The 24,231-nt window shown below is 72.8% G+C and carries 15 protein-coding genes and 1 pseudogene; 4 read left to right on the top strand and 12 right to left on the bottom strand.

Annotation, left to right across the window (positions count from 1 at the left end):
- Positions 1-142: 142 nt before the first annotated feature.
- Both KDY119_RS11660 and KDY119_RS11655 read right to left on the bottom strand, forming a co-directional pair.
- A pseudogene (locus KDY119_RS11660) lies at positions 143-427 on the bottom strand (alpha/beta fold hydrolase); the annotation flags it as partial.
- Positions 424-1,371: an NAD(P)-dependent oxidoreductase gene (locus tag KDY119_RS11655; RefSeq protein WP_153022342.1), complete on the bottom strand. Its 948-nt coding sequence runs from the start codon at positions 1,369-1,371 to the stop codon at positions 424-426. The gene KDY119_RS11655 and the pseudogene KDY119_RS11660, both read right to left, overlap by 4 nt.
- Positions 1,372-1,486: 115 nt before the next feature.
- Here KDY119_RS11655 and KDY119_RS11650 point away from each other — a divergent pair, with 115 nt between their 5' ends.
- Genes KDY119_RS11650 through KDY119_RS11640 form a run of 3 tightly spaced genes read left to right on the top strand, consistent with a single transcriptional unit; the run spans position 1,487 to position 4,893 of the window.
- Positions 1,487-2,986 carry an APC family permease gene (locus tag KDY119_RS11650; RefSeq protein WP_153022341.1) on the top strand — a complete coding sequence of 500 codons (1,500 nt, stop codon included), beginning with the start codon at positions 1,487-1,489 and terminating at the stop codon, positions 2,984-2,986.
- Positions 2,983-3,504: a hypothetical protein gene (locus KDY119_RS11645; protein WP_051136458.1), complete on the top strand. Its 522-nt coding sequence runs from the start codon at positions 2,983-2,985 to the stop codon at positions 3,502-3,504. Before KDY119_RS11650 ends, KDY119_RS11645 begins: the two co-directional genes overlap by 4 nt.
- A gap of 6 nt (positions 3,505-3,510) precedes the next feature.
- Positions 3,511-4,893, top strand: a complete 1,383-nt coding sequence (locus KDY119_RS11640) for a dipeptidase (protein ID WP_036949443.1) — start codon at positions 3,511-3,513, stop codon at positions 4,891-4,893.
- Between the two features lie 18 nt (positions 4,894-4,911).
- On the opposite strand, the gene KDY119_RS11635 is transcribed toward KDY119_RS11640, so the two are convergent.
- The 10 genes from KDY119_RS11635 to KDY119_RS11590 form a co-directional block, all read right to left on the bottom strand.
- Positions 4,912-6,399, bottom strand: coding sequence for a mannitol dehydrogenase family protein (locus KDY119_RS11635; RefSeq protein ID WP_153022340.1), 1,488 nt, complete (start codon positions 6,397-6,399; stop codon positions 4,912-4,914).
- Positions 6,399-7,316, bottom strand: a complete 918-nt coding sequence (locus tag KDY119_RS11630) for a carbohydrate ABC transporter permease (RefSeq protein ID WP_036949449.1) — start codon at positions 7,314-7,316, stop codon at positions 6,399-6,401. Before KDY119_RS11630 ends, KDY119_RS11635 begins: the two co-directional genes overlap by 1 nt.
- A complete protein-coding gene (locus KDY119_RS11625) occupies positions 7,313-8,254 on the bottom strand; it encodes a carbohydrate ABC transporter permease (RefSeq protein WP_036949451.1) in 942 nt (313 codons plus the stop codon). The genes KDY119_RS11630 and KDY119_RS11625 overlap by 4 nt, the downstream gene beginning before the upstream one ends.
- A 96-nt stretch (positions 8,255-8,350) precedes the next feature.
- Positions 8,351-9,706, bottom strand: a complete 1,356-nt coding sequence (locus KDY119_RS11620; protein ID WP_036949453.1) for an ABC transporter substrate-binding protein — start codon at positions 9,704-9,706, stop codon at positions 8,351-8,353.
- Positions 9,707-9,824: 118 nt separating this feature from the next.
- Positions 9,825-10,598: a DeoR/GlpR family DNA-binding transcription regulator gene (locus KDY119_RS11615; RefSeq protein ID WP_036949456.1), complete on the bottom strand. Its 774-nt coding sequence runs from the start codon at positions 10,596-10,598 to the stop codon at positions 9,825-9,827.
- 368 nt (positions 10,599-10,966) lie between these two features.
- A complete protein-coding gene (locus KDY119_RS11610) occupies positions 10,967-14,356 on the bottom strand; it encodes a GH92 family glycosyl hydrolase (RefSeq protein WP_153022339.1) in 3,390 nt (1,129 codons plus the stop codon).
- A 103-nt stretch (positions 14,357-14,459) separates the two neighbouring features.
- The gene (gene cydC / locus KDY119_RS11605) at positions 14,460-16,112 is read right to left on the bottom strand and encodes a thiol reductant ABC exporter subunit CydC (protein ID WP_153022338.1); all 1,653 of its coding nucleotides are present in this window, start codon (positions 16,110-16,112) and stop codon (positions 14,460-14,462) included.
- Complete coding sequence (gene cydD, locus KDY119_RS11600) at positions 16,109-17,815, bottom strand: thiol reductant ABC exporter subunit CydD (protein ID WP_153022337.1); 1,707 nt, start codon at positions 17,813-17,815, stop codon at positions 16,109-16,111. Before cydD ends, cydC begins: the two co-directional genes overlap by 4 nt.
- Entirely contained in the window at positions 17,812-18,906 is a 1,095-nt protein-coding gene (cydB, locus tag KDY119_RS11595) for a cytochrome d ubiquinol oxidase subunit II (RefSeq protein ID WP_036949466.1), read from the bottom strand. Before cydB ends, cydD begins: the two co-directional genes overlap by 4 nt.
- A 24-nt stretch (positions 18,907-18,930) precedes the next feature.
- A complete protein-coding gene (locus KDY119_RS11590; RefSeq protein ID WP_036949468.1) occupies positions 18,931-20,418 on the bottom strand; it encodes a cytochrome ubiquinol oxidase subunit I in 1,488 nt (495 codons plus the stop codon).
- 499 nt (positions 20,419-20,917) lie between these two features.
- Between KDY119_RS11590 and KDY119_RS11585 the strand changes: the two genes are divergently transcribed.
- Positions 20,918-24,229: an Rne/Rng family ribonuclease gene (locus KDY119_RS11585; RefSeq protein ID WP_227994320.1), complete on the top strand. Its 3,312-nt coding sequence runs from the start codon at positions 20,918-20,920 to the stop codon at positions 24,227-24,229.
- Positions 24,230-24,231: the final 2 nt, after the last annotated feature.

The following is a 24,231-nucleotide window of genomic DNA, read 5'->3' as shown; positions in this document are numbered from 1 at the left end:
GAGAGCGCCGCCGGGGCGTCGAGCTGGACGAGGTGGCCGGCGCCCTCCACCAGCGTGAGCGAGGCGTGCGGCATCGCCCCCTGGAGCCGGTGCGCACGGTCCCCCGCAGCGCGACCGCGCCGCCGATGTCGTGGGCGACGACGTGCGGCCGCTCGAGCTCCCAGAGGTCGAGCAGGTCGGCGAACAGCTCGCCCTGGACCCCCAGGTCGACGGCGTGCGACGGCTCCTTCGACGAGGCCCCGCACCCGGGCATGTCCCACAGGTGCACCGTGAACTCCTGGGCGAGGGCGGTCGCGACGGGCCGCCACAGGGCCGACGACCACGGCGTGCCGTGCAGGAGGACGAGCGGCGGACCCGACCCGAAGCGGTCCCACGCGACCGTGCGACCCCGCCACGGCACGGAGCGCGTCAGCGACGACGGGGTCATCCGTCGCGTTCCACGAGGTTACGCAGAGGCGCACCGGTGCGGAGCGCGTCGAGATTGGCCTCGATCAGCTCCTCCGCGTGCTGCGGGCGGCCGCCCGCGGCGTGCGGCGTGAGGATGAGGTTCGGCACGCCCCACCACGGGGAGTCCTCGGGCAGCGGCTCGGTGGCGAAGACGTCGAGCGCGGCGCCCGCGATCGTGCCGTCGCGCAGCGCGGCCTGCAGCGCGGCCTCGTCGACGGTCGCGCCCCGCCCGACGTTGACGAACCACGCGTGCCCGGGCAGGCGGGAGATCAGGTCCGCGCCCAGGGCGCCCTGCGTCGTGGGGAGGGCTGGGAGCAGGGAGACGAGGACGTCCGCCGTCCGGAGGAGGTCCGGGAGCTCGGCGTCGGTGACGACCGGGAAGCCGGCGCGCTCGCCCGCCGACGAGGCGACGCCCGTCACCCGTGCGCCCAGCGCGGCGAGCAGCGGCGCGAGCCGGTGGGCGATCGAGCCGAAGCCCCAGACCACGACGTGCGCGCCGTCGAGCGTCCGGAAGACGGCGTCCGTCCGGTCGGACTGCACGCCGCCGAGCTCGCCCGCCCAGCGTCCCTCGCGCTGCGCGTCGCGGGCCAGGTCGAGGCGGCGGGCGGCGGCCAGGACGAGCGCGAGCGTGTGCTCGGTGACGGGACCGTCGTGCAGGCCGCGCCCCGACGCGAGCGCGACGTCGGGCCCGAAGCCCGCCGCGACGAGCGTGTCGGGTCCGGCCATGAGGCCCTGGACGAGGCGGAGGCGCGTCAGACGCTGGGCGGCGTCGGCGAGGTTGCGCCGGCCGTTGCCCCACGCCACGAGCACGTCCGCGTCCTCGGAGCCGTCCGGGAAGGCGTCGCGCACGGTGTACGGCACGACGACGTCGTCGGGGGCTGCGTGGAGGTCGAGCGGGATGGTGTCGGGTACGAGGATCTTCACCCTCCCGACCCTAGCCGCGGTGCGGCTCGGCGCGCCGACCTGCGACGACGGCGCTAGCGTCGGAACGGACGGGTGCTTCGCGCCCCGGAACCGGGGGCTCTCGCAGGAGGTTCGGATGTCCGACGCCGTCGCCGGGGGAGCGGGGTCGTCCGCCGCTCACGCCTCGAGAAGCCGCGCCGCCGCGGTGCCGCGGCCGGCACGCACGTACATCACGTGGGTCACGCTCGCGTTCATGATCACGTCGTCGGTCGCGAGCCTGCGGGCTGCGCCGACGATGGCCGTTTACGGGCTCGCAGCGGTGTTCCTGTACGTCGTGCCGGCGATCCTCTTCCTCCTGCCGACGTCGCTCGTCTCGGCGGAGCTCGCGTCCGGGTGGTCCGGCGGCGTGTACCGGTGGGTCGCCGACGGACTGTCGAAGCCCCTCGGCTTCCTCGCGGTCTGGTGCCAGTTCGCGATGACGATCTTCTACTACCCGAGCCTGCTGGGATACGTCGCGAGCACCTTCGCGTACGTGATCAACCCGGCCCTGGCGAGCAACGGCGTCTACGTCGCGATCGTCATCGTCGTCGTGTACTGGGCCGGCGTGTACATCTCGTCGCAGGGGACCAAGACGGTCGCCGGCCTGTCGAGCGCGGGCCTGATCATCGGGACCCTCGTCCCGGCCGCGATCCTCGTCGTGCTCGGCGTCGTGTTCCTCGGGCAGGGCCACGAGTCCGCCGCGCCCATGGACTCGAGCCACCTGCTCCCGCAGTGGACCGGCATCGCGTCGCTCGTGCTGATCATCAACAACTTCCTCTCGTACGCCGGCATGGAGATGAATGCCGTGCACGTGACGAGCCTGCGCGACCCGGCACGCGAGTTTCCCCGCGCGATGTTCCTCGCGATCGGGCTCGTGCTCGTGATCTTCATCCTCCCGGCCCTCGCGATCTCGTGGGTGATCCCCGCCGACCAGCTGAGCCTCACCGCCGGCGTCATGCAGGCGTTCGACGCGTTCTTCGCGAACTTCCACGTCGGCTGGCTCACGCCGATCCTGGGGCTGATGCTCATCGCCGCGTCGGTCGGTGGGATGCTCACGTGGCTGGCCGGGCCCTCCAAGGGCCTGATCGAGGTGGGGCGGGAGGAGGGATATCTTCCCCCCTTCCTCCAGCGGCTCAACAAGCACGGCGTGCAGCAGAACATCCTCGTCTCGCAGGGCGTCTTCACGACCGTCATCGCGCTCCTCTACGCCTTCGTCCCGGACGTCTCGAGCGCCTACTGGATCCTCTCGGTCATCACGACGCAGGTGTACCTCGTCATGTACCTCCTGCTGTTCGTCGCAGCGGTGCGGTTGAGACGGATCGCTCCCGACCACCCGCGAGGGTTCCGTGCACCCTGGCTCGTCCTCACGTGCGCGGTGGGGTTCGCGGCCTCGCTCGCCGCGATGCTCATCGGCTTCGTCCCGCCGGCCCAGTTCTCCTCCGGGAGCGTGGGGATCTACGTCCTGATCGTCGGTGGGGGGCTCGTGCTCGTGGGGCTCGTCGTGCCGTGGCTCTTCTACGTGCTGCGCAAGCCGTCGTGGCGCCGGCCCGCAGACCCGGCGGCCGCCCAGGACGTCGCCGGGGAGGTGGCGTCGTGACCACGCCGCGCACGGCGGACCACCGCGGGCACGGACCGGTGCACGAGCCGGTCGAGCCGCACGCACACCGGTGGGTCGTGTACACGACCGTGGGCCTCCTCGTCGCCGGCGTGCTGATCGTCATGCTCGTGGTCTTCGACAACCACCGCGCGAACCAGGAGGCCCGGAAGGCCGAGGACCGGGCGACGACGCTCCAGACGCAGCTCAGGGAGGCGGGGTTCGCCGTACCCGAGCGCAGCACCATCGTGCAGGTTCTCGGCTCGGACGGAGGCGCGGTGTGCGCCGACCCCGGTGGGCACCTGCAGTCGCTGCGAGACCTCAACGGCGTCAGTGGCGCGGCCGGGCCCGGCCTGCGGCCGACACCCGTCGTGGAGTCGCTCGTGCGGGCCGAACGGCTCGCCGTCGAGGTGTACTGTCCGGACGAGCTCGGCAGCTTCGACGACTACGTCGACTCGCTGCACCTCACCGACAGCACCACGACGACGAACACCTCGGACGACTCGAACGCACAGGAGTGATCCCCGATGTCTGCACCCGTCCCCACGCTCGACGACCTGCGCGGCGTCGTGTCCGGGCTCATGGCCCGGGCGCGCGGCGACCTCGCGGCACTCGTGGCCATCCCCTCGGTCGCGGACGAGCGCATCCAGCCGCACAGCGAGTGCGTGCGTGCCGCCCGATGGGTCGCGGACGCGTTCCGGGCGGAGGGCGTCGACGACGCACGGCTCGAGCCGACGCCCGACGGGTCGGACGTCGTCGTCGGGCACGTGCCCGGGCCGGAGGGCGCGCCGACCGTCCTTCTCTACGCGCACTACGACGTCCAGCCCCCGCTCGACGACGACGCGTGGACGAGCCCGCCGTTCGAGCTCACCGAGCGCGACGGGCGCCTCTACGGGCGCGGCGCGGCCGACTGCAAGGGCAACATCGTGGCCCACCTGACCGCGCTGCGGGCGTTGCGCGCGCTCGGGGGCGGGACCTTCCCCGTCGGGATCCGGATCGTCGTCGAAGGTTCGGAGGAGCAGGGCACGGGCGGCCTCGACGACTGGGTGCGGGCGCACCCCGGCGAGCTCGACTCCGACGCGATCCTCATCGCCGACACGGGAAACGCCGCACTCGGAGTGCCCACGCTCACCGTGGCCCTGCGGGGTGCGTCGAACGTCGTCGTCACGGTCGAGTCGATGCGCAGCGAGGTCCACTCGGGCATGTTCGGCGGTGCGGCGCCCGACGCGCTCGCGGCGCTCGTCGCGATGCTCGCGACGCTGCGCGACGACAAGGGCGACACCACGATCCGCGGGCTCGACGCCACGCAGACCTGGGACGGCGTCCAGTACGAGCCCGACGCGTTCCGCCGCGACGCGGGCGTGCTCGACGGCGTCGGGCTGCTCGGCAGCGGCAGTGTCGCCGACCAGCTCTGGGCCCGGCCGGCCGTGACGATCCTCGGGATCGACGCGCCGAAGGTCGTCGGGTCGTCCGCCGCGATCCAGCCGAAGGCTGCGGCGAGGCTCAACCTGCGCGTGCCCCCCGGCCTCGACACCGCCGCGGCCGTCGCCGCGCTCGAGGACCACCTGGGCGCCGTCGCGCCGTGGGGCGTCCACGTCACGCTCGAGCACGACACCCCCGGGCAGCCGTTCCAGGCTCGCACCGAGGGGACCGTGTTCGACACGCTGAGCCGGGCGCTCGCGGACGCGTTCGACGCCGAGAGGACCACGACCGCCGGTCAGGGCGGATCGATCCCGCTGTGCAACGTGCTGCAGGACTCCTACCCCGACGCGGAGATCGTCCTGCTGGGGGTCGAGGAGCCCGCGTGCCTCATCCACGCGCCGAACGAGAGCGTCGACCCGGACGAGATCGAGCGGATCGCGGTCGGGGAGGCGCTCTTCCTCGCGCGGCTCGGGGCCGCGACCGCCTGAGCCGCGCGCACGGTGCGGTCAGCCCTCCCCGTCCGGCACGAGCCGCTCGAGGAGCGCGCGCGCCCCGACCCGGTGCAGGTCCTCGAGCGCCGCGAGGTACGGCGTCGTGAACCCCGGGTCGGCCGCCAGGTCGCCGAACAGGTCGTCGGCCCGCACGAACGCGAGCGGATCCTCACGCTGGGTGCGGGCGACCGCGGTCAGGCGGTCGGCGAGCCGGTCGACGATCTCGATGGGCTCGCCCTGCTCGTCGACCCCCTCCGCGTAGCGGGCCCAGGCGGCGACGACGGCGGCCGAGAGCGTGACGTCGCGGCCCGCGGCGAGGTTCGCCCGGATCACGGGGACGAGCCACTTGGGGATCCGGTCCGAGCTCTCGGCGCACAGCCGCGCGATCGTGTCGCGGACCTCGGCGTTCGAGAAGCGCGCGACGAGCTCGTGCCGGTAGGCGTCGAGGTCGATCCCGGGGACGGGCTCGAGCGTCGGCGTGCCCTCGCGCTCCATGTAGGCGAGCAGGAAGCGCGCGAACAGGGGGTCCTGCGCGGCGTCGTGCGCGAGGCGGTAGCCGGCTAGGTACCCGAGGTAGCACAGGGCCTGGTGGCTCGCGTTGAGGAGGCGGAGCTTCATCAGCTCGTACGGCTCGACGTCGTCGACGAGCTGGACGCCCACGTCCCCGTAGGGTGGCCGGCCGAGCGGGAAGCGGTCCTCGAGGACCCACTGCGTGAACGGCTCGCACACGACGGGCCAGGCGTCCTCGATGCCGAAGCGGGCCGCGATCTCGCGCCGGTCGTCGTCGGTGGTCACGGGGGTGATCCGGTCGACCATCGAACACGGGAAGGCGACGTTCGCCTCGACCCAGGCGCCGAGACCCGGGTCCCGCAGGCGCGCGAAGGCGCCGAACGTGCGGCGCGCCATGTCGCCGTTCCCTTGGATGTTGTCGCACGACATGACGGTGAACGGCGGCACCCCGCGCGCTCGACGCCTGGCCAGTCCCTCGACCACGAGCCCGAAGACGGTGCGCGGGACGGCGCCCGGCTCGAGGTCGGCCGCGACCCCCGGGTCGGTGGCGTCGAACTCACCGGTGACCTGGTTGAAGCTGTAGCCGCCCTCGGTGATCGTCAGCGACACGATCCGGGTCGCGGGATCGGCGAGCTTCTCGAGCACCGCCTCCGGGTCGTCGGGCGCGTACAGGTACTCGACGATCGAGCCGATCACGCGTGGCTCCCACGTGCCGTCGGGGTCCTTGAGCACGAGCGTGTACAGGCCGTCCTGGGCGGCCATGACCTCGGCCATGCGCGCGTCGGACGGGAGCACGCCGACGCCGCAGATGCCCCAGTCCAGGGCCTTGCCCTCGCTCATCAGCCGGTCGAGGTACATCGCCTGGTGCGCGCGGTGGAAGCCGCCCACGCCGAAGTGGACGATGCCGGTGCGCACCGCGGACCGGTCGTAGGCGGGCGTGGGCAGCGTGGGCGTGGCGAGGTCGGCCAGGTGTGCCGGTGTGAGCGTCGTCATCACTTCACCGCCCCGAGCGAGAGACCCTGGACGAGCTTGTCCTGGGCCGCGAAACCGGCGATCAGCACGGGCAGCGAGATCACGGTCGCGGCCGCGCTCACCTTCGCGAGGAACAGGCCCTGCGACGTGACGAAGCTCGTGAGGAACACCGGCGCCGTCTGCGCGACGGTGCTCGTCAAGGTGTTCGCGAGCAGCAGCTCGTTCCAGCTGAAGATGAAGCAGATCAGCGCGGTCGCGGCGATGCCGGGGCTTGCTATCGGTACGACGACGCTCCGCAGCGTCCGGACGATGCCGGCGCCGTCGAGGGACGCGGCCTCGAAGAGCGCGGGCGGCACCTCGGCGAGGAACGAGCGCATCATCCAGACGGCGATCGGCAGGTTCATCGCCGTGTAGAGCACGATCAGGTACCACATGGTGTCGAGCGCGCCGATCTGCTTCGCGATGATGTAGAGGGGCAGGAGCCCGGCGACGACCGGGAGCATCTTGGTCGACAGGAAGAAGAACATCACGTCGGTCCAGCGCCGCACCGGCTTGACCGCCAGGGCGTAGGCCGCGGGGATCGCGAGGCACAGGACGAGCAGCGTCGAGACGACCGAGGCCTCGGCCGAGTTGATCAGCGGCGGCCACGGGCTCGCGCCCGACGCCGAGCCGAAGAACGTCCGGTAGCCGTCGAGCGTGAGGGGCGCGAAGAGCTTCGGCGGGTTGCCGGCCGCGTCGGGCTCGGAGTGGAGGCTCGTGAGCACCATCCACAGCACGGGGAAGAAGAAGAGCAGCGCCACCACCCAGGCGACGATCCCGGCGGCCGCGTTGCCGCGGCGGGTCGCCTTCGAGCCGGGTCTCGTGGCCGAGCGGTCGCCCGCCCCGGCGTCGCGCGCGCTGCGCGTCTCGGGTGCCGACGGCACCGTGAGCGTGGTCATCGGGATACCTCCTCGGAGAAGAGCGTCGAGACCGTCCGCAGGGCGAACGTCGCGATGACGATCGACCCGACGACGACGATCACGCCCTGGGCGGACGCGAGGCCGTAGTCGTTGGCGGAGTAGAGGGTCTCGTACACCTGGTACGGCAGGTTCGCGGTGCCGAGGGCGCCCGCGGTGAGCGTGTAGACGCTGTCGAAGTTCTGGACGATGTAGATCGAGCCGAGCAGCGCCCCCAGCTCGAGGTAACGGCGCATGTGCGGGAGCGTGATGAACCGGAAGACCTTCCACGGCGAGGCGCCGTCGACCGCGGCGGCCTCGAGGACCTCGGCCGGCCGGGACTGCAGGCCGGCGAGCAGGATGAGCATCATGAACGGTGTCCACTGCCAGATGAGCTGGACGTCGACGGCGAGCCGCGGGTACTGGGTGATCCAGTCGACCTGCGGTCCGTGCACGAGCGTGAGCAGCCCGTTGAGGAGCCCGTACACGGGGTTGTAGATGCCGTGCTTCCAGAACAGGGCGGCGGCCACGGGCACGATCAGGAACGGCGCGATCATGAGCGTCCGGACGATGCCGCGGCCGAAGAACTGCCGGTTGAGCAGCAGGGCGACGCCCAGGCCGAGGACGAGCGAGACCAGCACCACGACGACGGTCATCTCGATCGTGACGAACACCGCGGAGCGCAGGTCCGCGTCGGTGAACACGGTCGTGAAGTTGCTCAGGCCCGTGAACCCGATGTCGTCGGGGTAGTTCGAGTTCCAGCGCATGAGCGAGATGACCAGCGTCGCGACGAACGGGAGCTGGGTCAGGACGATGACGAACACCAGCGCGGGCAGCAGGGGGCCGCGGCGCGCCCAGCCGTCCTTCGCGAGCCACTTGTCGCGGAAGGTCAGCCGGGCGGGGGCGGGGAACACGGGTGGGTCGACTGTCGTGACGGCCATGTCACGCACTCCTTCACGAGATTCGGGTGCACCGTGCGCGGTGCGGGCCGTGCCCGGGGGCGGCCGGTGTGGCCGCCCCCGGGTGGTGCGGACGGGTCAGCTGCCCTGGTACTTCTTCCCGACGGCGGTCGCCGCCTTCTGACCCGCGGCCAGCGCCGCGTCCACGCTCTTCTGGCCCGCGATCACCGCCGAGAGGTCCTGGCCGAAGCTGGTGCCGAGGTCGGTGAACTCGGGCACGTCGACGAACTGGATGCCGGGGGCCGGGCGAGGCTGCGTGCCGGGGTCGTCGGGATCGGCCGCTTCGAGCGCGGTGAGGGTCGCGTCCGCGAACGGGCCTGCCGCCTTGAGGTAGTCGGCGTTCTTGTAGAGCGACTCCCGCGCTCCCGCGGGGACGGTCGACCAGCCGTCGGACTCGCCGACGGTCTTGAGGTAGTCCTTGCCGGACGCCCAGGAGATGAACTTCCAGGCGTCGTCCTGCTTGCTGGACTTCTTCTGGATGGCCCACGCCCAGGTGTAGAGCCAGCCCGACGCGTCGGTCTCCTTCACGGGGGCCTGGGCGTAGCCGATCTTGCCCTTGACCGGCGAGTCGGGGGCCTCGAGGCTCCCCGCGGCCGACGTGGCGTCGTACCACATGGCGACCTTGCTCTGCGTGAGCGCGGTCAGGCACTCGGCGAACCCGGCCTGTGCGGCGCCGGCCTCGCCGTGCTCCTTGACGAGGTTCGTGTAGAACGTCGCGGCGTCCTTGAAGGGCTGTGCGTCGACCTGGGCGTTCCAGTCCTTGTCGAACCAGGTGCCGCCGAACGTGTTGACGACCGTCGTGAACGGCGCGACGTTCTCGCCCCAGCCCGCGAGTCCCCGCAGGCAGATCCCCTTCATTCCCTTCTCCGCGCCGTCGACCTTGGCGGCCGCTGCGGCGACCTGGTCCCAGGTGGGGTGCTCGGGCATCGTCACGCCTGCCTTGGCGAGCACGTCCTTGCGGTACATGAGGAACGAGGACTCGCCGTAGAACGGCTCGCCGTAGAGCTTGTCGTCGCTGCTCAGCGCCTTGGTCATGGACGGGAAGATGTCGGACTGGTCGAACGACGTGTCCTTCTTGTACGCGTCGATGTCGTCGAGCGACCAGAGCCAGCCCTTCTTGGCGTAGATGGGGATCTCGAAGTTGGACAGCGTCGCGACGTCGAACTGGCCGGACTGGTTCTGGAAGTCCTGCGCGGCCTGGTTCCGCATGTCGTTCTCGGGCTTGACCGTGAAGTGGACCTTGATGCCGGTCTTCTTCTCGAACTCGCCGACGTGCTTCTGCAGCGCCAGCATCTGGGGGTTGTTGACCATGAGCACGTTGATCGAGTCGCTGCCGCCTCCGCCCCCGCCGCCTCCGCCCGCGCCGCAGGCCGAGGTGGTGAGGGCGAGGGCTGCGGCGCAGCCCGCTGCCAGGGCGAGAGAGGTCCGTCGCATGGTGAGGTCCTTTCGTGGTGCGCGCACCCCAGGCGGTCCGAGGGTGTGCGAGGGGAGGGGCGTGGCGGCGCCACGTCCGTGAGTCGGGTGGTGAGAGGTCGGCCGGGGCCGACGACGGTCAGGCTCGGATCACCTGTGGTCCGAGCGCGGCGTAGCGATGGGCCTCGCTGCTGGGGAGGCCCGTGTCGGTGATGAGCGCCTCGAAGTCGGTGACCTGGGCGAAGCGACAGAAGCTGGTGATGCCGAACTTGTGGTGGGCCCCGACGAAGACCTTGCGCCGGGCTACCTGGAGCGCCGTCGACTTCACGGCGGCGACGGCGCCGTTGGGGACGGTGAGGCCCTTGTCCCGGGTGATGCCGTTCGCGCCGAGGATCGCGAGGTCGATCACGAACTGCTCGAGCATGGACGTCGTCCAGTGGTCGACCGGGGCGAGCGTGCCCGGCCGCAGCCGGCCTCCCAGGATCACGACCTCGATGGTCGGCGACGCGGCGAGGGCGGCTGCGGCCGGGAGCGACGCCGTCACGACGGTGAGCACGCGACCCGAGCGGACCAGCTCCTCGGCGATGAGCTGCTGCGTGTATCCCTCGTCGAGGAACAGCGACTCGGTGGGCCCGAGGTGCTCGACGGTCGCGGCGGCGATCCGCTGCTTCTCGGCGACCCAGGCGTTCGAGCGAGCGGCGAGGTTGGTCTCGAACGCGGCACCCTCGACCGGGTACGCGCCGCCGTGCGTCCTTCGGACGAGCCCGTGGCCCTCGAGCGTGGTGAGGTCCCGCCGGACGGTCTCGGGCGCCACGCCCAGGTTCTCGGCCAGCCGCGTGGCGGGCGTGTGGCCGGCGCTGCGGAGGGTCTCGAGGATGAGGCGTCTCCGCTCGTCGCCCGTGAGCTGTCCCATCGCGCCATCGCCTCCTTCGTCGTCGTCGACGTGATCCGGGTCACCCCGTCAGTGCCCCATCTCACCGCGGTCGGCCGACCGGGTCCAGTGGGTTTCCGGGCGCCTCGATGTCCGGTTTCCGCCCGGTCGCCATGGGGCGCCGTGCTGCGTCTTCATGGGCGCTGACAGGCGTGTTCGCGCTCACACGTCGCGCTCGACGCCGGACGGGGCGCCCGGACCTGCCCGTTTCCCTCCGCTCCTCGGCCCGAACTCGGGCGCACGCTGTCCGACCCCGGACACCACCTGCCCGGGTCCGGGCCTCGAGGCCCCGGCAGACGCCGACGGCCGGCCCCCCGTCGAGGGACCGGCCGCCGTCGTGTCGTGCAGCGTCAGCGTCGGGCGATCGAGAACACCCGGGCCTTGTCCGTCGTCGGCAGGGTCACCGAGACGACCTTGGTCCCGGCCGGCGCCGTGTACGGCGTGGTCGCGAACACGTACGCGCCCGGGTCGGACGAGCTCGCGTTGCGGACCGGGGTCCACGCGACCACCGAGTTCCCGTAGACGGGCTCGAGCGTGCCGTCCGACTTGTCGCCCGTGCTCGACGGCAGCACCCAGTCACCGAACGAGAAGTCCGCCGTGGCGGTGGACCCGTCGCTCAGCCGGACCGTCGCCGTGCCCTTCCCGCCGCCGTTGATCCCGGCACCGACGAACGAGATCGTGCGCGCGGGCTTCGAGAGCCGCACGGTCTGCCCGGACGGCGCGACGGTGTCCGGGAAGCCCTCGGGCGCGGACGGCCAGGTGAGCGTCGTGCCGTTCGACAGCTTCGTCGTCGAGCCCGGCGTGAGACCCACCGAGGCGAGCGAGTCGCGCGAGAACGTGTTCTCCGCGCCGTCGAAGCTCCCGTTCACCGCGTCCTCGGACGAGGTCCCGACGACGGTCGTGGCGTCCAGGAGCCCGCCCTTCGCCGCGACCCGGACGGTCAGGTCCGTGCGGGTGGTCGTCCCGCCGACCTTCGCCGACAGGTGCACGGGGTAGTACCCGTCGGCCACGCCTGCCTTCACCCGGAGGGTGAGGATCGTCGAGCCGGCACCCGTGTGGTCGAGCGTCGCGGTGCCGGAGGTCACCCGGATGCCCGCGACGTCGCTCGTCGCGCTGACCCGGACCTTTCGGCCGGTCGGCACGAACCGCTGGACGTCGACCGTGAGGCGGGTCGACGACCCGGGCCGGACGGCCGGGTCGTCCGGCGTCGCGTGCAGCGCCAGCGTCGCCGAACCCTGGCCGTACGACGGCGGCGCGTCGGCCGCGCGCGTACCCCACGTCCGGCTCGCCTGCTTCCCGAGCGTGAAGGTGATGTCGCCGCCGCGCTCGACGTCGCTGAGCTTCAGGTAGGTCGCGTTCGTGCGCGAGCCCTGCACGCTCAGGCCACGGACGTACCGCTTGCCCTCGTTCGCGCCCGCCGCGGTCACGGCGACCGTGCGGCCGTCGCCGAGGTGGATCCGTGCCGCGTCGAACGCCGGGGCGTTCACCGTGAGCACGTCCGTGCCCGGCGTCGTCGGGAAGAGCCCGAGGGCCGCCCAGACGTACCAGGACGACTGCGCGCCGAGGTCGTCGTTGCCGGGCTCCGCCTTGTCGGGCTCGGTGCCGAAGAGCGTCGTCCGGATCTCGTCGACGACCTCCGAGGTGCGCCACGGCTTGCCGACGTAGCTGTAGAGCCAGGGCACGAAGAAGTCGGGCTCGTTGCCCGCCCACATGTAGGGCTCGTTCGCGCCGACGTTCAGACCGTGGGTCATGAAGTCGTCGAGGCGCGCGGCGACCACGTCGTTGCCGCCGAGCGCGGTCACGAGGCCCTTGACGTTCTGCGGCACCAGCCACACGTACTGCTCCGCGTTGCCCTCGTCGTAGCCCACCGAGCCGAAGCCCGTGATGCGGCCGCGGTACCCGAAGTCGTCGGGGATCGTGAGGCCGTCGCCCGTCGGGAACGCGCCCGACGCGTCGCGCAGCGAGACGTAGCGCGTCGTCGGGTTGAAGAGGTTCTGCCAGTAGCTCGACCGGGCTTGGAAGGTCCGCGCGACCTTCTTCTGGCCGAGCGCGTTCGCGAGCTGCCCGACCGCGAAGTCGTCGATCGAGTACTCCTCGGTGATCGAGCCTCCCGTGACCGCGTGGTCCGTCTGGAACTCCTTGGTCTGCGGCGCATAGTGCCGTTCGTTGTAGACCTCGGCGCCGAACCGCTCGACGGCCTGGTCGTTCGTGCCGCCGGTGTTCTTCCCGGCATCGGGCCCGACGGCGCCCTTCACCATGAAGTCGAGCGCGGTGGACACGTCGAAGTCACGGGCGCCGAACGCGTAGGTCTGTGCGATCAGCGCCGCGGGGTTGTCGCCGCTCATCTGGTTGGTGCCCGCGTTCGCGAACGCCCAGCGCGGGTACGACCCGCTCTGCTCGGCGTCGTTCACGAGCGACTGCGCCATGTCGGACGCCTCGTCCGGGAAGAGCATGGCCTGCAGCGGGGCGAGGGTCCGGTAGGTGTCCCAGTCGGAGAAGTACGCGTACTGGTGGCGGGCCCGGCCGTCCGCCGCGGGGTGCTCGGACACGTCGTGCACCACGGGGTTCTTCTCGAACCCGAGGTACTGGCCGTTGACGTCGTCGAACGTGTTGGGGTGCAGCAGCGAGCGATAGAGCGAGTGGTAGAAGGTGCTGGTCTCGGTCGCGGACGCGGTGTCGCTGACCTGGACCTTGCCCAGCGCGTCGTTCCAGGTGTCGTGCGCGGCCGTGCGGACGCCGTCGAACGCGGCGTCCCACGAGGCGTACGCCTTCGTGCCGGTCGCCGCGGCGCCGGGCGTCGGGACCTCGGTGTTCATGTTGAGGATCGCGTTGTCGGTGCTGACGTACGACAGCGCGATCTTCAGGTGGACGGTCCTGGTGCCGGCCGGGAAGGAGACGTAGCCGCCCGCCTTCGTGTTCGCGACCTCGGCGTCGTGCGACCCGTCACCCACGGTCACCGAGCCCTTCGACTCGTCCCACGCGCCGTACGACGCGAAGCCCTGGTCGACCTTCGCGGCGAAGAACGCCGTGTAGCTGTTGTTCTTGCCGCAGAAGTTCCCGGACTTCGTCCAGCCCGTGATGATCCCCGTCTTGGGGTTGACGTTGAGCGATCCCGAGCGCGTCGAGCTGTTGGAGACGCCGGAGCGGAACGTGAGCGACGGCGTCGTGCCCTCGGGGAAGGTGAAGGTGGCGACGCCGGTCCGCGTGCTCGCCGTGAGCTCGGAGGTGATGCTCGAGCCGGCGGCGTCCTTCGAGACGAGCCTGTAGTAGCCGGGCGAGCCCTCCTCGCCGTCGTGCGTGTAGGACTCGGTCTTGGTCCACGGCTGGGCGCTCGCGGCCATGCTGGTCGTGGTCGGGAGGACGGGGAAGTCTCCGAGCGCGCCGCAGCCCTGCGACGCGTGGTCGAGGCCGAAGCCCCGGAGCGTGCTGTTCCCGTAGTAGTAGCCCTGGCCGGTGCCGGGGTTGTCGGGGGAGAACTGGACCATCCCGAACGGCACCGACGGTCCCGGGAAGTTGTTGATCGACCCGACCGTGTCGCCGCCCGTGCCGGTGCCGGCGAGCGTGCTGACCGTCGAGGCGGGGTCGGTCACGTAGCGGGTGCCGTGGGCCGCTGCCTGGGCGTCCGCCGGGCCGGCGAGGCTCAGCGTGGCGGCCGTGGTCGCGGCCAGGGCGAGTGCGCCGGCCGCGATCCCTCGGCGCCGCCGGGCGGGCGGCCGTTCGGGCGGGGTGAAGCGTCTCATCGCGTGGACTCCTTCGTCGAGCGGGTGAAGAGCGAACGCTGACATCGTTGTCAGGAAAAGCGTGCTCGTCAAGCGGACACGGCGGCAGGAGACGGCCGTACGGCTAGGGCGCGGCCACGTGCTCGCGGTCGAGGGCGAGGACGGCGTCCGCTGCGTCCAGCGCCCCACGGTGGTGGGTGGCCAGCACCACGGTCCGCCCGTGCGCCGTGAGCCCGAGCACCGTCCGGACGAGCGCGTCGGCCCCGTCGGGGTCGAGGTGCTCGGCGGGCTCGTCCAGCACGAGCACCGGGGCGCGCGAGACGAGCGCCCGCGCGACCAGCAGCCGACGACGCTCACCCCCGGACACCGCGTCACCACCCGGCCCGACGACCGTGCCGAGGCCCGCCGGCAGCGCAGCCAGCCACGGCCCCAGCCCGACGGCGACGAGCGCCTCGTGCGCCTCGTCCTCGGTCACGTCGCCCCGCGCCACGCGCAGGTTCTCGAGCACCGTCGTGTCGAAGAGGTGGGCGTCCTCGGCGGTCCAGGACGCCTCGGCGTGCCGCTCGAGGTGGCCGCCGGCGGGCGCGAGCAGACCGGCGAGCGTCAGGAGGAGCGTCGTCTTGCCGACCCCGCTCGGCCCGACGACGGCGAGCGAACGGCCCGCGTGCAGCTCCAGGTCGAGTCCCGTCACGGCCGCGTCGGGGCGCGAGGGCCAGCCGCAGGCGAGGACGCTCGCCGCGAGCACGGGAGCGTCCGGACCAGCGGGCGTGACCGCGACCGGCCGCGGCGCGCCGGGGTCGGGTGCTGCGCCGTCGAGCAGCGCCATGATGCGCGCCGCGGCGGTGCGCGAGCGCCGGAGCTGGACGGCCGCGGCGGGCAGCGCGCCGACGCCCTCGAACGCCGCGAGCGGCGTGAGCACGACGACGGCGAGGTCCTCGGGCGAAAGCCGCCCGGACGCCACGGCCGGGACACCCAGCAGGAGCGCGACGACGACGGCGACGCCCGTCGCTGCCGTCTGGATCGCCTCCGACGTCGCGGAGGTGCGGGCACCGACGTCGGTCGCCGCGGTCAGCGCGCGGTCCGAGCGGCGCAGGTCGTCGAGCCGGGAACCGAGCGCGCCGGAGACGGCGAGGGAGCCGTCGTCGCCCAGGACGTCCAGCGTCGCGGCCGCCATGTCGGCGCGGGCCTCGACCGAACGTCGCTCGGTCTCGCGGGCGGCCCGGTCGGCGAGCCACGGGGCACCGACGCCGACGACCAGCAGGAGGAGCAGCAGCGCGAGCCCCGCCTCGGGCAGCAGGGCACCCACGATCGCGACCGCGACGAGCGAGACGCACGCCGCGACGCCGACCGGCACGAGCACCCGCACGACGACGTCCCCGACGGCGTCCGCGTCGGCACCCGTCCGCGCCAGCAGGTCGCCCTCGCGCAGCGCCGCGACGGCCTCGGGCCGTCCCGCGGCGAGGCGGGCGTAGAGCGTGGTGCGCAGCGAGACGACGCCGCGCAGCGCCACGTCGTGGGAGACGAGCCGCTCGACGTACCGCAGCGTCCCGCGGCCCACGCCGAACGCGCGCACGGTGACCGTCGCGACGGAGAGCACGAGCACGGGCGGCTGCTGCGACGCGCGAGCGATGAGCCAGGCCGCGACCGCAGCCAGCCCGACGGCGCAGCCGAGCGCGAGCGTGCCGAGCGTCACCGCGCCCGCGACCCGGCGCCAGGGGACCTCGAGCAGCGAGACGGCACGCCGCAGCGGGTCCCGGGAACGGTCGGCGCCGCTCATGCCGGCACCTGTGCCGGGACCGCGGCGACCCGTGGCAGCGGCGCGGAGCGGACCTCGACCGTGCGGTCGCAGGCCGCGACGAGCGCCGGTCGGTGGGCCACGACGAGGACGGCCCTTCCCTCGTCGCGCAGCGCGCGCACGGTCCGGACGACGGCCGCCTCGCTCGCGTCGTCCAGGTGGGCGGTGGGCTCGTCGAGCACGACGACCGGTCGCCTCGAGACGAGCGCGGCCGCGAGCGCGACGCGTTGCCGCTGTCCCACGGACAGCCCGAGGCCGCCCCGGCCGACGCGCGTCTCCCAACCGTCGGGAAGCGACGCCACGACCTCGTCGAGGGCGGCGAGCCGGGCCGCCTCGGCCAGGCGTGCGTCGTCGTCGAAGGTGGGAGGCGCAGCTCCGAGCACGGCCTCGCGGATCGTCCCGGGAGCGAGGTGAGGGCGCTGGGGGACCCAGGCCACCTGGGTCCAGAACGCCTCCGGCTCGAGGTCGCCGACGTCGACCGGTTCCCCCTGACCGACGGGCGCGACCGCGGCCCGGCCGCTCGTGGGGGGCACGAGCCCGAGCAGGACCTGGACGGCCGTGGACTTGCCTGCCCCGTTGGGCCCGACGAGGGCCACGGCCTCGCCGGCCCCGAGCCCGAGCGAGAGGTGCGCCGGGGCCAGGACGCCGCGTCCGAGCGCCTCGACCGAGACGTCCTCGAGCGTCAACCGTGCGCCAGCGAGGTCGGTCGTCGCGACACCTCGTGCCGGGACGGGCTCCTCGAGCACCTCGAACGCGGCGTTCGCGGCCGCGATCCCGTCGGTCGACGCGTGGAACTGGGCCCCGACCTGGCGCAGCGGCAGGTACACCTCGGGGGCGAGGACCAGCACCGTCAGCCCGGTCACGAGGTCCAGGCGGCCGTCGACGAGGCGCAGCCCGATGGCCACCGCCACGATCGCGACCGAGAGGGTCGTGAGGAGCTCGAGGACCATGCCGGACAGGAAGGCGATCCGGAGCGTGCCCATCGTGGCGCGCCGGTTCGCGTCGCCGAGCGCCCGGACCCGCTCACGGGGCCCCTCGGCGCGGCCGAACGCACGGAGCGTCGGGAGGCCGGCGACCAGGTCGAGGAGCTGGGAGCCGAGCCGCTGCAAGGACGCCAGCCGGCGCTCCGCGACGCCCTGCGTGAGCCGCCCGACCAGCACCATGAACAGCGGGACCAGCGGGAGGGTCACGAGGACGACGAGCCCCGACACCCAGTCCAGCCCGAAGACCACGACGACGAGGAGCGGCGTGACCACGGCCGTCAGGAGGAGCTGCGGCACGTAGCGCACGAAGTACGGCTCGAGCGCGTCGAGGCCGGTCGTCGCGAGGGTCGTCAACCGGGTCCCGCGCGCCGACCCGCGCCACCGGGGGCCGAGGGCCGTCGCACGGACGACGAGCGCCTCGCGCAGCTCCGCGACCGTGCTCGCCGCGGCGCGCACCGCGAAGCGCTCCTGGCACCACGAGACGGCCGCCCGGGCCGCGACCACCGCCGTGAGCCAGGCCAGCCGCGGGCCCAGCTCGCCCAGCCGGGCGCCGTCGTGCACGGCCCGGCCGAGCGTCTCGCCGATCAGGACGGCCTGCGCGACGACGAGCGCCCCGGCCAGGACCCCCAGCACGGTGGTCAGCGCGAGGTACCCCCGTGCCGCGCGCGCGTGGCGGAGCAGGCGGGGGTCGAGCGGCTTCACCGGGGCGAGGTGCTGCCGGACGCGGCCGGGCCCGCGGGGGCGTCGTCGAAGGCTGCGGCACGCAGCGTCAGGCCGATCGGGTCGGGGATCGCCTCGGCCGTCAGCCGCTTGCGGAACACCCAGTACGTCCAGCCCTGGTAGAGCAGCACGAGCGGCGTCAGCACGACGGCGACCCACGTCATGATGACGAGCGTGTAGTGGGTCGAGCTCGCGTTGTCGACGGTGAGCGAGTTCGCGGCGTCGTGCGCGGGCATGACGTTCGGGTACATCGAGCCGAAGATCAGGGCGACCGCCGCGATGATCGCCACCGCCGAGAACGCGAAGGCCCAGCCCTCGTGGTCCAGCCACACCGTCGCGACGAGCGCGACCAGCGCCAGCGCGGCCACGGCCACCGCCGCCCAGGTCCAGTCGTTGCGCGAGTAGGAGAGCTGGGCCCACAGGGCCCATGCGCCCGCGACGACGAGCGTCACGACGCTCATGGGGCGGGCCACGCGCAGGGCTCGCTCGTGGATCGTGCCGCGCGTCTTGAGCGCGAGGAACACCGCGCCGTGCGTCACGAAGACCGTGAGCGTCACGAGGCCGCCCAGCAGGGCGAACGGGTTGAGCAGGGCCCAGAACCCGCCGACGTAGTTGTGGGCCTGGTCGAGCTCGACGCCGCGCACCAGGTTCGCGAACGCGACGCCCCACAGGATGGACGGCAGCCACGAGCCGAACACGATGCCGCGGTCGCACCACCTGGCCCACCCGGGGTCGGACACCTTGCCGCGGTACTCGAAGCAGACGCCGCGCACGATGAGCGCGAGCAGGATCAGCAGGAGCGGCAGGTAGAAGCCCGAGAAGAGGGTCGCGTACCACTCGGGGAACGCCGCGAACGTCGCGCCGCCCGCGGTGAGCAGCCACACCTCGTTCCCGTCCCAGACGGGCCCGATGCTGTTGATGACGACGCGGCGCTCCTTGTCGCGGATCTCGGGGTCGCGCTCGCGGGAGAGGATCGGCAGGAGGATCCCGACGCCGAAGTCGAAGCCCTCGAGCACGAGGTAGCCCGTCCACAGGACGGCGATGATGACGAACCACAGGGTGGTGAGTTCCATGTCAGCTCCAGCCGGCTCTGCGGGTCAGTACGCGAAGGAGAGGGGACGGTCGGCGTCGTCGTCGGACTGCGCCTCCGGGGACTCGTCGTGCACCTCGTCGGGCACGCCCTCGACGGCGTAGCGGTGCATGAGGCGGAACCAGACGACCGCGAGCCCGCCGTACACGAGCGTGAACGCGATCATCGACGTCAGCACGAGCCCGGGCGCGATGTCGGAGACGCCGCGCTCGGTGAGCATCCGCACGTCGTCGAGCCCGCTCGGGTTGGGGGCCACCACCCAGGGCTGGCGGCCCGTCTCCGTGAAGATCCAGCCGAACGAGCACGCGAGGAACGGCGCGGGCAGCGCCCACAGCGCCGCGCGCGACAGCCACTTCGAGTCGCTCACCTTGTCCTTGCGTGTCAGCCACCACGCGTAGGCGCACAGGATGATCGAGAAGAACGCCCAGCCGATCATGAGCCGGAAGCTCCAGTAGGTGAGCGCGAGGTTGGGGCGGTAGTCGACGGGCGTCCCGTCGGCGTTCGTGTCGCCGTACCGCTCGGTGTACTCCTGCTGGACCTCGGTGATGCCCGTGACCGGCTTGGTGAAGCTGCCGGTCGCGAGGAACGAGGTGAAGCCCGGGATCCAGAGGATGCGGGTCGTGTCCTCGCAGTTGTTCTGCAGGTTGCCGATCGTGAGGATCGAGAAGTCGGCCGGCTGCTCGGTGTGGCACAGCGCTTCGGCCGACGCCATCTTCATGGGCTGCTGCTCGAACATGAGCTTGCCCTGCTGGTCCCCGGTGAGGAACACCCCGACGCCCGCGATGACCATGACGAGGCAGCCGAGGCGGATCGCGGGCCGGTAGGTCGAGCGCGCGAGCTCGACGTCCCCGGGGCGGCCTCGCCGGACGAGCCGCACCATCCACCACGCGGCGATCGCGCACACGAACGTGGCGGCGGTGAGGAAGGCGGCCGTCACGGTGTGCGGGAACGCGGCCCACAGGGTCGAGTTGGTCAGGACCTTCACGATGCTGGTCATCTCGGCGCGGCCGGTCTCGGCGTCGTACCGCACCCCGACCGGGTGCTGCATCCACGAGTTGGCCGCAAGGATGAAGAACGCCGAGAGGTTCACCGCGATCGCGACGAGCCAGATCATCGCCAGGTGGAGCTTCTTGTTGAGCTTGTCCCAGCCGAAGATCCACAGGCCCAGGAACGTCGACTCGACGAAGAACGCGGCGAGCGCCTCCATCGCGAGCGGCGCACCGAAGACGTCGCCCACGAAGCGCGAGTAGCTCGCCCAGGTCATCCCGAACTGGAACTCCTGGACGATGCCGGTGACCACGCCCAGCGCGAAGTTGATGAGGAAGAGCTTGCCGAAGAACTTCGTGAGCTTGAGCCAGCGCTCCTTGCCGGTGATCACCCAGGCCGTCTGCATGATCGCGACGAGGGGAGCGAGGCCGATCGTGAGCGGCACGAAGATGAAGTGGTAGACGGTGGTGATGGCGAACTGCCACCGTGCCAGATCGAGGACGGACATCGTTTCGGGGCTCCTGGCGTCCGCGCGTGACCGTTCTGCACGCGATAGCAGCACCGTAGGCCGGGACGCGCGGCCCGGACAGTCGAACGCGCCCGGTCGTGAGACATGCCACGCACGGGCTGTCGTACCTCACATTCCTGGCTTCCGGTGCGATCGGCGCTCGCCGCCCCCGGCACCCGCGCCGGCGTCTCGCGCGGCGCGTCGTCGTGACCCTGTCGTGACCTCGTGTGCGATACTTCTCGTGACTTCGGGGGTGCCCGTACGCCCCCGACGCACGGCCCGCAGCACGCGACCCACGACTCGCGGAGCGGCCGCCGCCGCTGCACCAGACGCAGCGTGACGGCAGGCGCCCCCCGTCGTCCGCACAGCTACGGACCGCCACCGACGACTTCCGTCGCGGTCGGCGGCACGCGCCCCCGGGTGCACCGTCGGCGAGCGACGACCGACCGCCCGCAGGGCCAGCAGCTACGGGTTTGGCCCTCCGGGGTAGGAGCGACGCGTGACCCGCGACGACACCACGGCAACCACCGATCCCACGACGACGGGAGAGCCCGGCGAGACCGGGGCCGAGGCGCCCCGCAAGCGGCCCCGCCGCCGCGCCACGCGCAACGTCGGCGCCCCGAGCGACGTCGTCGTGGTTCCCGAGGGCTCCGGCACGCACGCCGGCGGCCCGGTCGAGATCACGCTGCCCCAGCCGGCCGCCGAGCGGGCGGCCGCCGTCGCCGAGGCTCGCCAGGAGCCCACGGGTGAGCCCGCCCCGGCGCTCGACGTGCTCGCCGAGCTGGGCGTCGCCCGCCCGGCCGCCGCCTCGCGCGGCCGTCGCCGCGCCTCGGCCCCGGCCGAGGACGCCCCGGGCGTCGAGGTCGGGCTCTCCGACATCGCGCTGCCCGACGCCGAGCGCCCGTCGCGCACGCGTCGCAAGGCGACCCGGCCCGCGGCCGCGCCCGAGGCCGAGGTCTCGGCGCCGGCCGGCGAGCGTGCCGAGCCCGCCGCCGACGAGGCGCCGAAGGCACCGGCGCGCCGGAGCCGGGCGCGCAAGCCCGCCGAGCCCGCAGTCGCTGAGCCCGCAGTCGCTGAGCCCGCCGTGGCCGAGCCCGCGGCAGCGGACGCCGCCCCCTCGGACGGACCCGCCACCGACGCCCCGGCGCCCAAGAAGCGCAGCACCCGCACCCGCAAGACCACGGGCAAGACGTCGAAGCCCGAGGCTGTCGCCCCCGAGACGGCCGCGGAAGGGCAGTCGCCGGACGAGGGCACCGAGCCCGCGCCCACGACCGTGCCCACCACGCCGGGCGGTCAGCCCCGTCTTGCGACGACGGCGCTGCTGTTCCAGGCGCCCGACCCGACGACCGCGCCGCGCCGCAGCCGCCGCGCGCAGGCCCCCGCCGGCCCGCCGCGGCCCGCTGCGGAGCCGAGCGCGACCGAGGCGCCCGACGCCACGCAGAGCGCGGCCGACGAGCGCGCGACCGAGCAGAGCTCGGCCGAGGCGAGCACGCCGCGGACGTCGACGCGGAAGCGGTCGGCGCGCGGCGAGCGCTCGCGCGACACGGCCGCCGAGACGCCGGCGACGCCGCGGTTCTCCGTCGACCGGCTCTCGCGCGAGGAGCGCGACGCGATCGACGAGGTCGAGATCATCGAGGCCGAGCTGGTCGCCGAGGGCCTCGAGGCCGAGCTGGTCGGGTTCGACGACGTCGACTTCGTGCTCGAGGCGGAGGACGCCGCCGCGGACGAGGCCGCCGCCGAGGAGAGCCCCACCGAGGACGAGCCCGACGAGGACGCGGGCGAGCGGGACGCCGCTGCGCCCCGCCGTCGTCGTCGCCGGGGTGGCCGTGGTCGCCGCAACCGGGGCACGGGCGAGAACGGCGGCGACGGCGAGAACGGCACGTCCGAGGACGACCGGGCGCCCGAGCGCGCCGACGAGGACGAGGCCTCCGACGAGTCGGCGCGCGACGAGACCTCCGACACCGACGAGGAAGCCGAGGCCGGCTCGAGCCGTCGTCGCCGTCGCCGTCGTCGTGGCGCGTCCGCGGAAGGCACCCGCCAGGGCCGCGCGAGCGACGAGGTCACCGCGCTCAAGGGCTCGACGCGGCTCGAGGCGAAGCGCCAGCGCCGCCGCGAGGGCCGCGACGCCGGGCGCCGCCGCCAGATCATCACCGAGGCCGAGTTCCTGGCCCGCCGCGAGTCGGTGCAGCGCTCGATGGTCGTGCGCGAGCGCGCCGGCCGGACGCAGATCGCCGTGCTCGAGGACGGCGTGCTCGTCGAGCACTACGTCTCGCAGCAGGCGCAGGCCTCGATGGTCGGCAACGTCTACCTCGGCCGCGTCCAGAACGTGCTGCCCAGCATGGAGGCCGCGTTCGTCGACATCGGCAAGGGCCGCAACGCCGTGCTGTACGCGGGCGAGGTCAACTGGGACGCCGCCGGCCTCGAGGGCCAGCCGCGCCGCATCGAGGAGGCCCTCAAGTCGGGCGACCCGGTGCTCGTCCAGGTGACGAAGGACCCCATCGGCCACAAGGGCGCGCGGCTCACGTCGCAGGTCACGCTCGCGGGCCGCTACCTCGTGCTCGTCCCGGGCGGCGGCATGACCGGCATCAGCCGCAAGCTGCCCGACACCGAGCGCTCGCGGCTCAAGAAGATCCTCCGCGAGATCGTGCCCGACGGCGCGGGCGTCATCGTGCGCACCGCCGCCGAGGGCGCGAGCGAGGAGGAGCTGCGGGCCGACGTCGCCCGGCTCCAGACGCAGTGGGAGTCGATCGAGACCAAGTCGAAGAAGTCGTCGTCGGCGCCCGCCCTCCTCCAGGGCGAGCCGGACCTCGCGATCCGCGTCGTGCGCGACATCTTCAACGACGACTTCGGCTCGCTCGTCGTCGAGGGCGACGGGGCGTGGAAGGAGATCTCGTTGTACCTCGGCGAGCTCGCGCCCGACCTCGCCGAGCGCGCGTCGAAGTGGGTCGAGAACACCGACGTCTTCCAGCAGCACCGTGTCGACGAGCAGCTCGCCAAGGGCATGGACCGCAAGGTCTGGCTCCCGTCGGGCGGGTCGCTGGTGATCGACCGCACCGAGGCCATGACGGTCATCGACGTCAACACGGGCAAGTTCACGGGCTCGGGCGGCACGCTCGAGGAGACCGTCACCCGCAACAACCTCGAGGCCGCCGAGGAGATCGTCCGTCAGCTCCGGCTGCGTGACATCGGCGGCATCATCGTCATCGACTTCATCGACATGGTCCTCGAGTCGAACCGCGACCTCGTGCTGCGGCGGCTCGTCGAGTGCCTGGGCCGCGACCGGACCAAGCACCAGGTCGCCGAGGTCACGTCGCTGGGCCTCGTCCAGATGACGCGCAAGCGCGTCGGGCAGGGGCTCGTGGAGGCCTTCTCCGAGACCTGCGAGCACTGCCACGGGCGCGGTTTCATCGTGCACTCCGACCCGATCGAGCGGTCGGGGGGCCAGAACGGCCAGGGCGCCGGCGAGGCACACACCCACGGAGCCGAGACGTCGGGCGCGGACGACTCGCGCCGCGGCTCCCGTCGTCGGCGGGGGAAGGCCGCGGAGCCGACCCCGGCGAACCACGGGGCCCCGCACGCCGGCGTGCCCGTCGTCTCGGAGTCGCGCGACGCGGTCAAGGCCACGCTCGCGACCATCGCCGCCGCCGCCGCGCACGCGCACGACCACCCGCACGAGCACGAGGCGCACGACGCCGCGGACCAGGACGCCGTCCTCGACCAGGTCCACGAGGGCCGGGGCGACGAGAGCCTGGACGAGGGCGAGCAGCACCCCGTCGAGGCGGCCGAGCCGGCGGACGCGCAGGACGACTGACC

The sequence above is a fragment of the Luteimicrobium xylanilyticum genome (genome assembly GCF_009429125.1).
Lineage (GTDB): Bacteria > Actinomycetota > Actinomycetes > Actinomycetales > Cellulomonadaceae > Luteimicrobium > Luteimicrobium xylanilyticum.
This window is presented reverse-complemented; position numbering and strand designations above follow the sequence as displayed.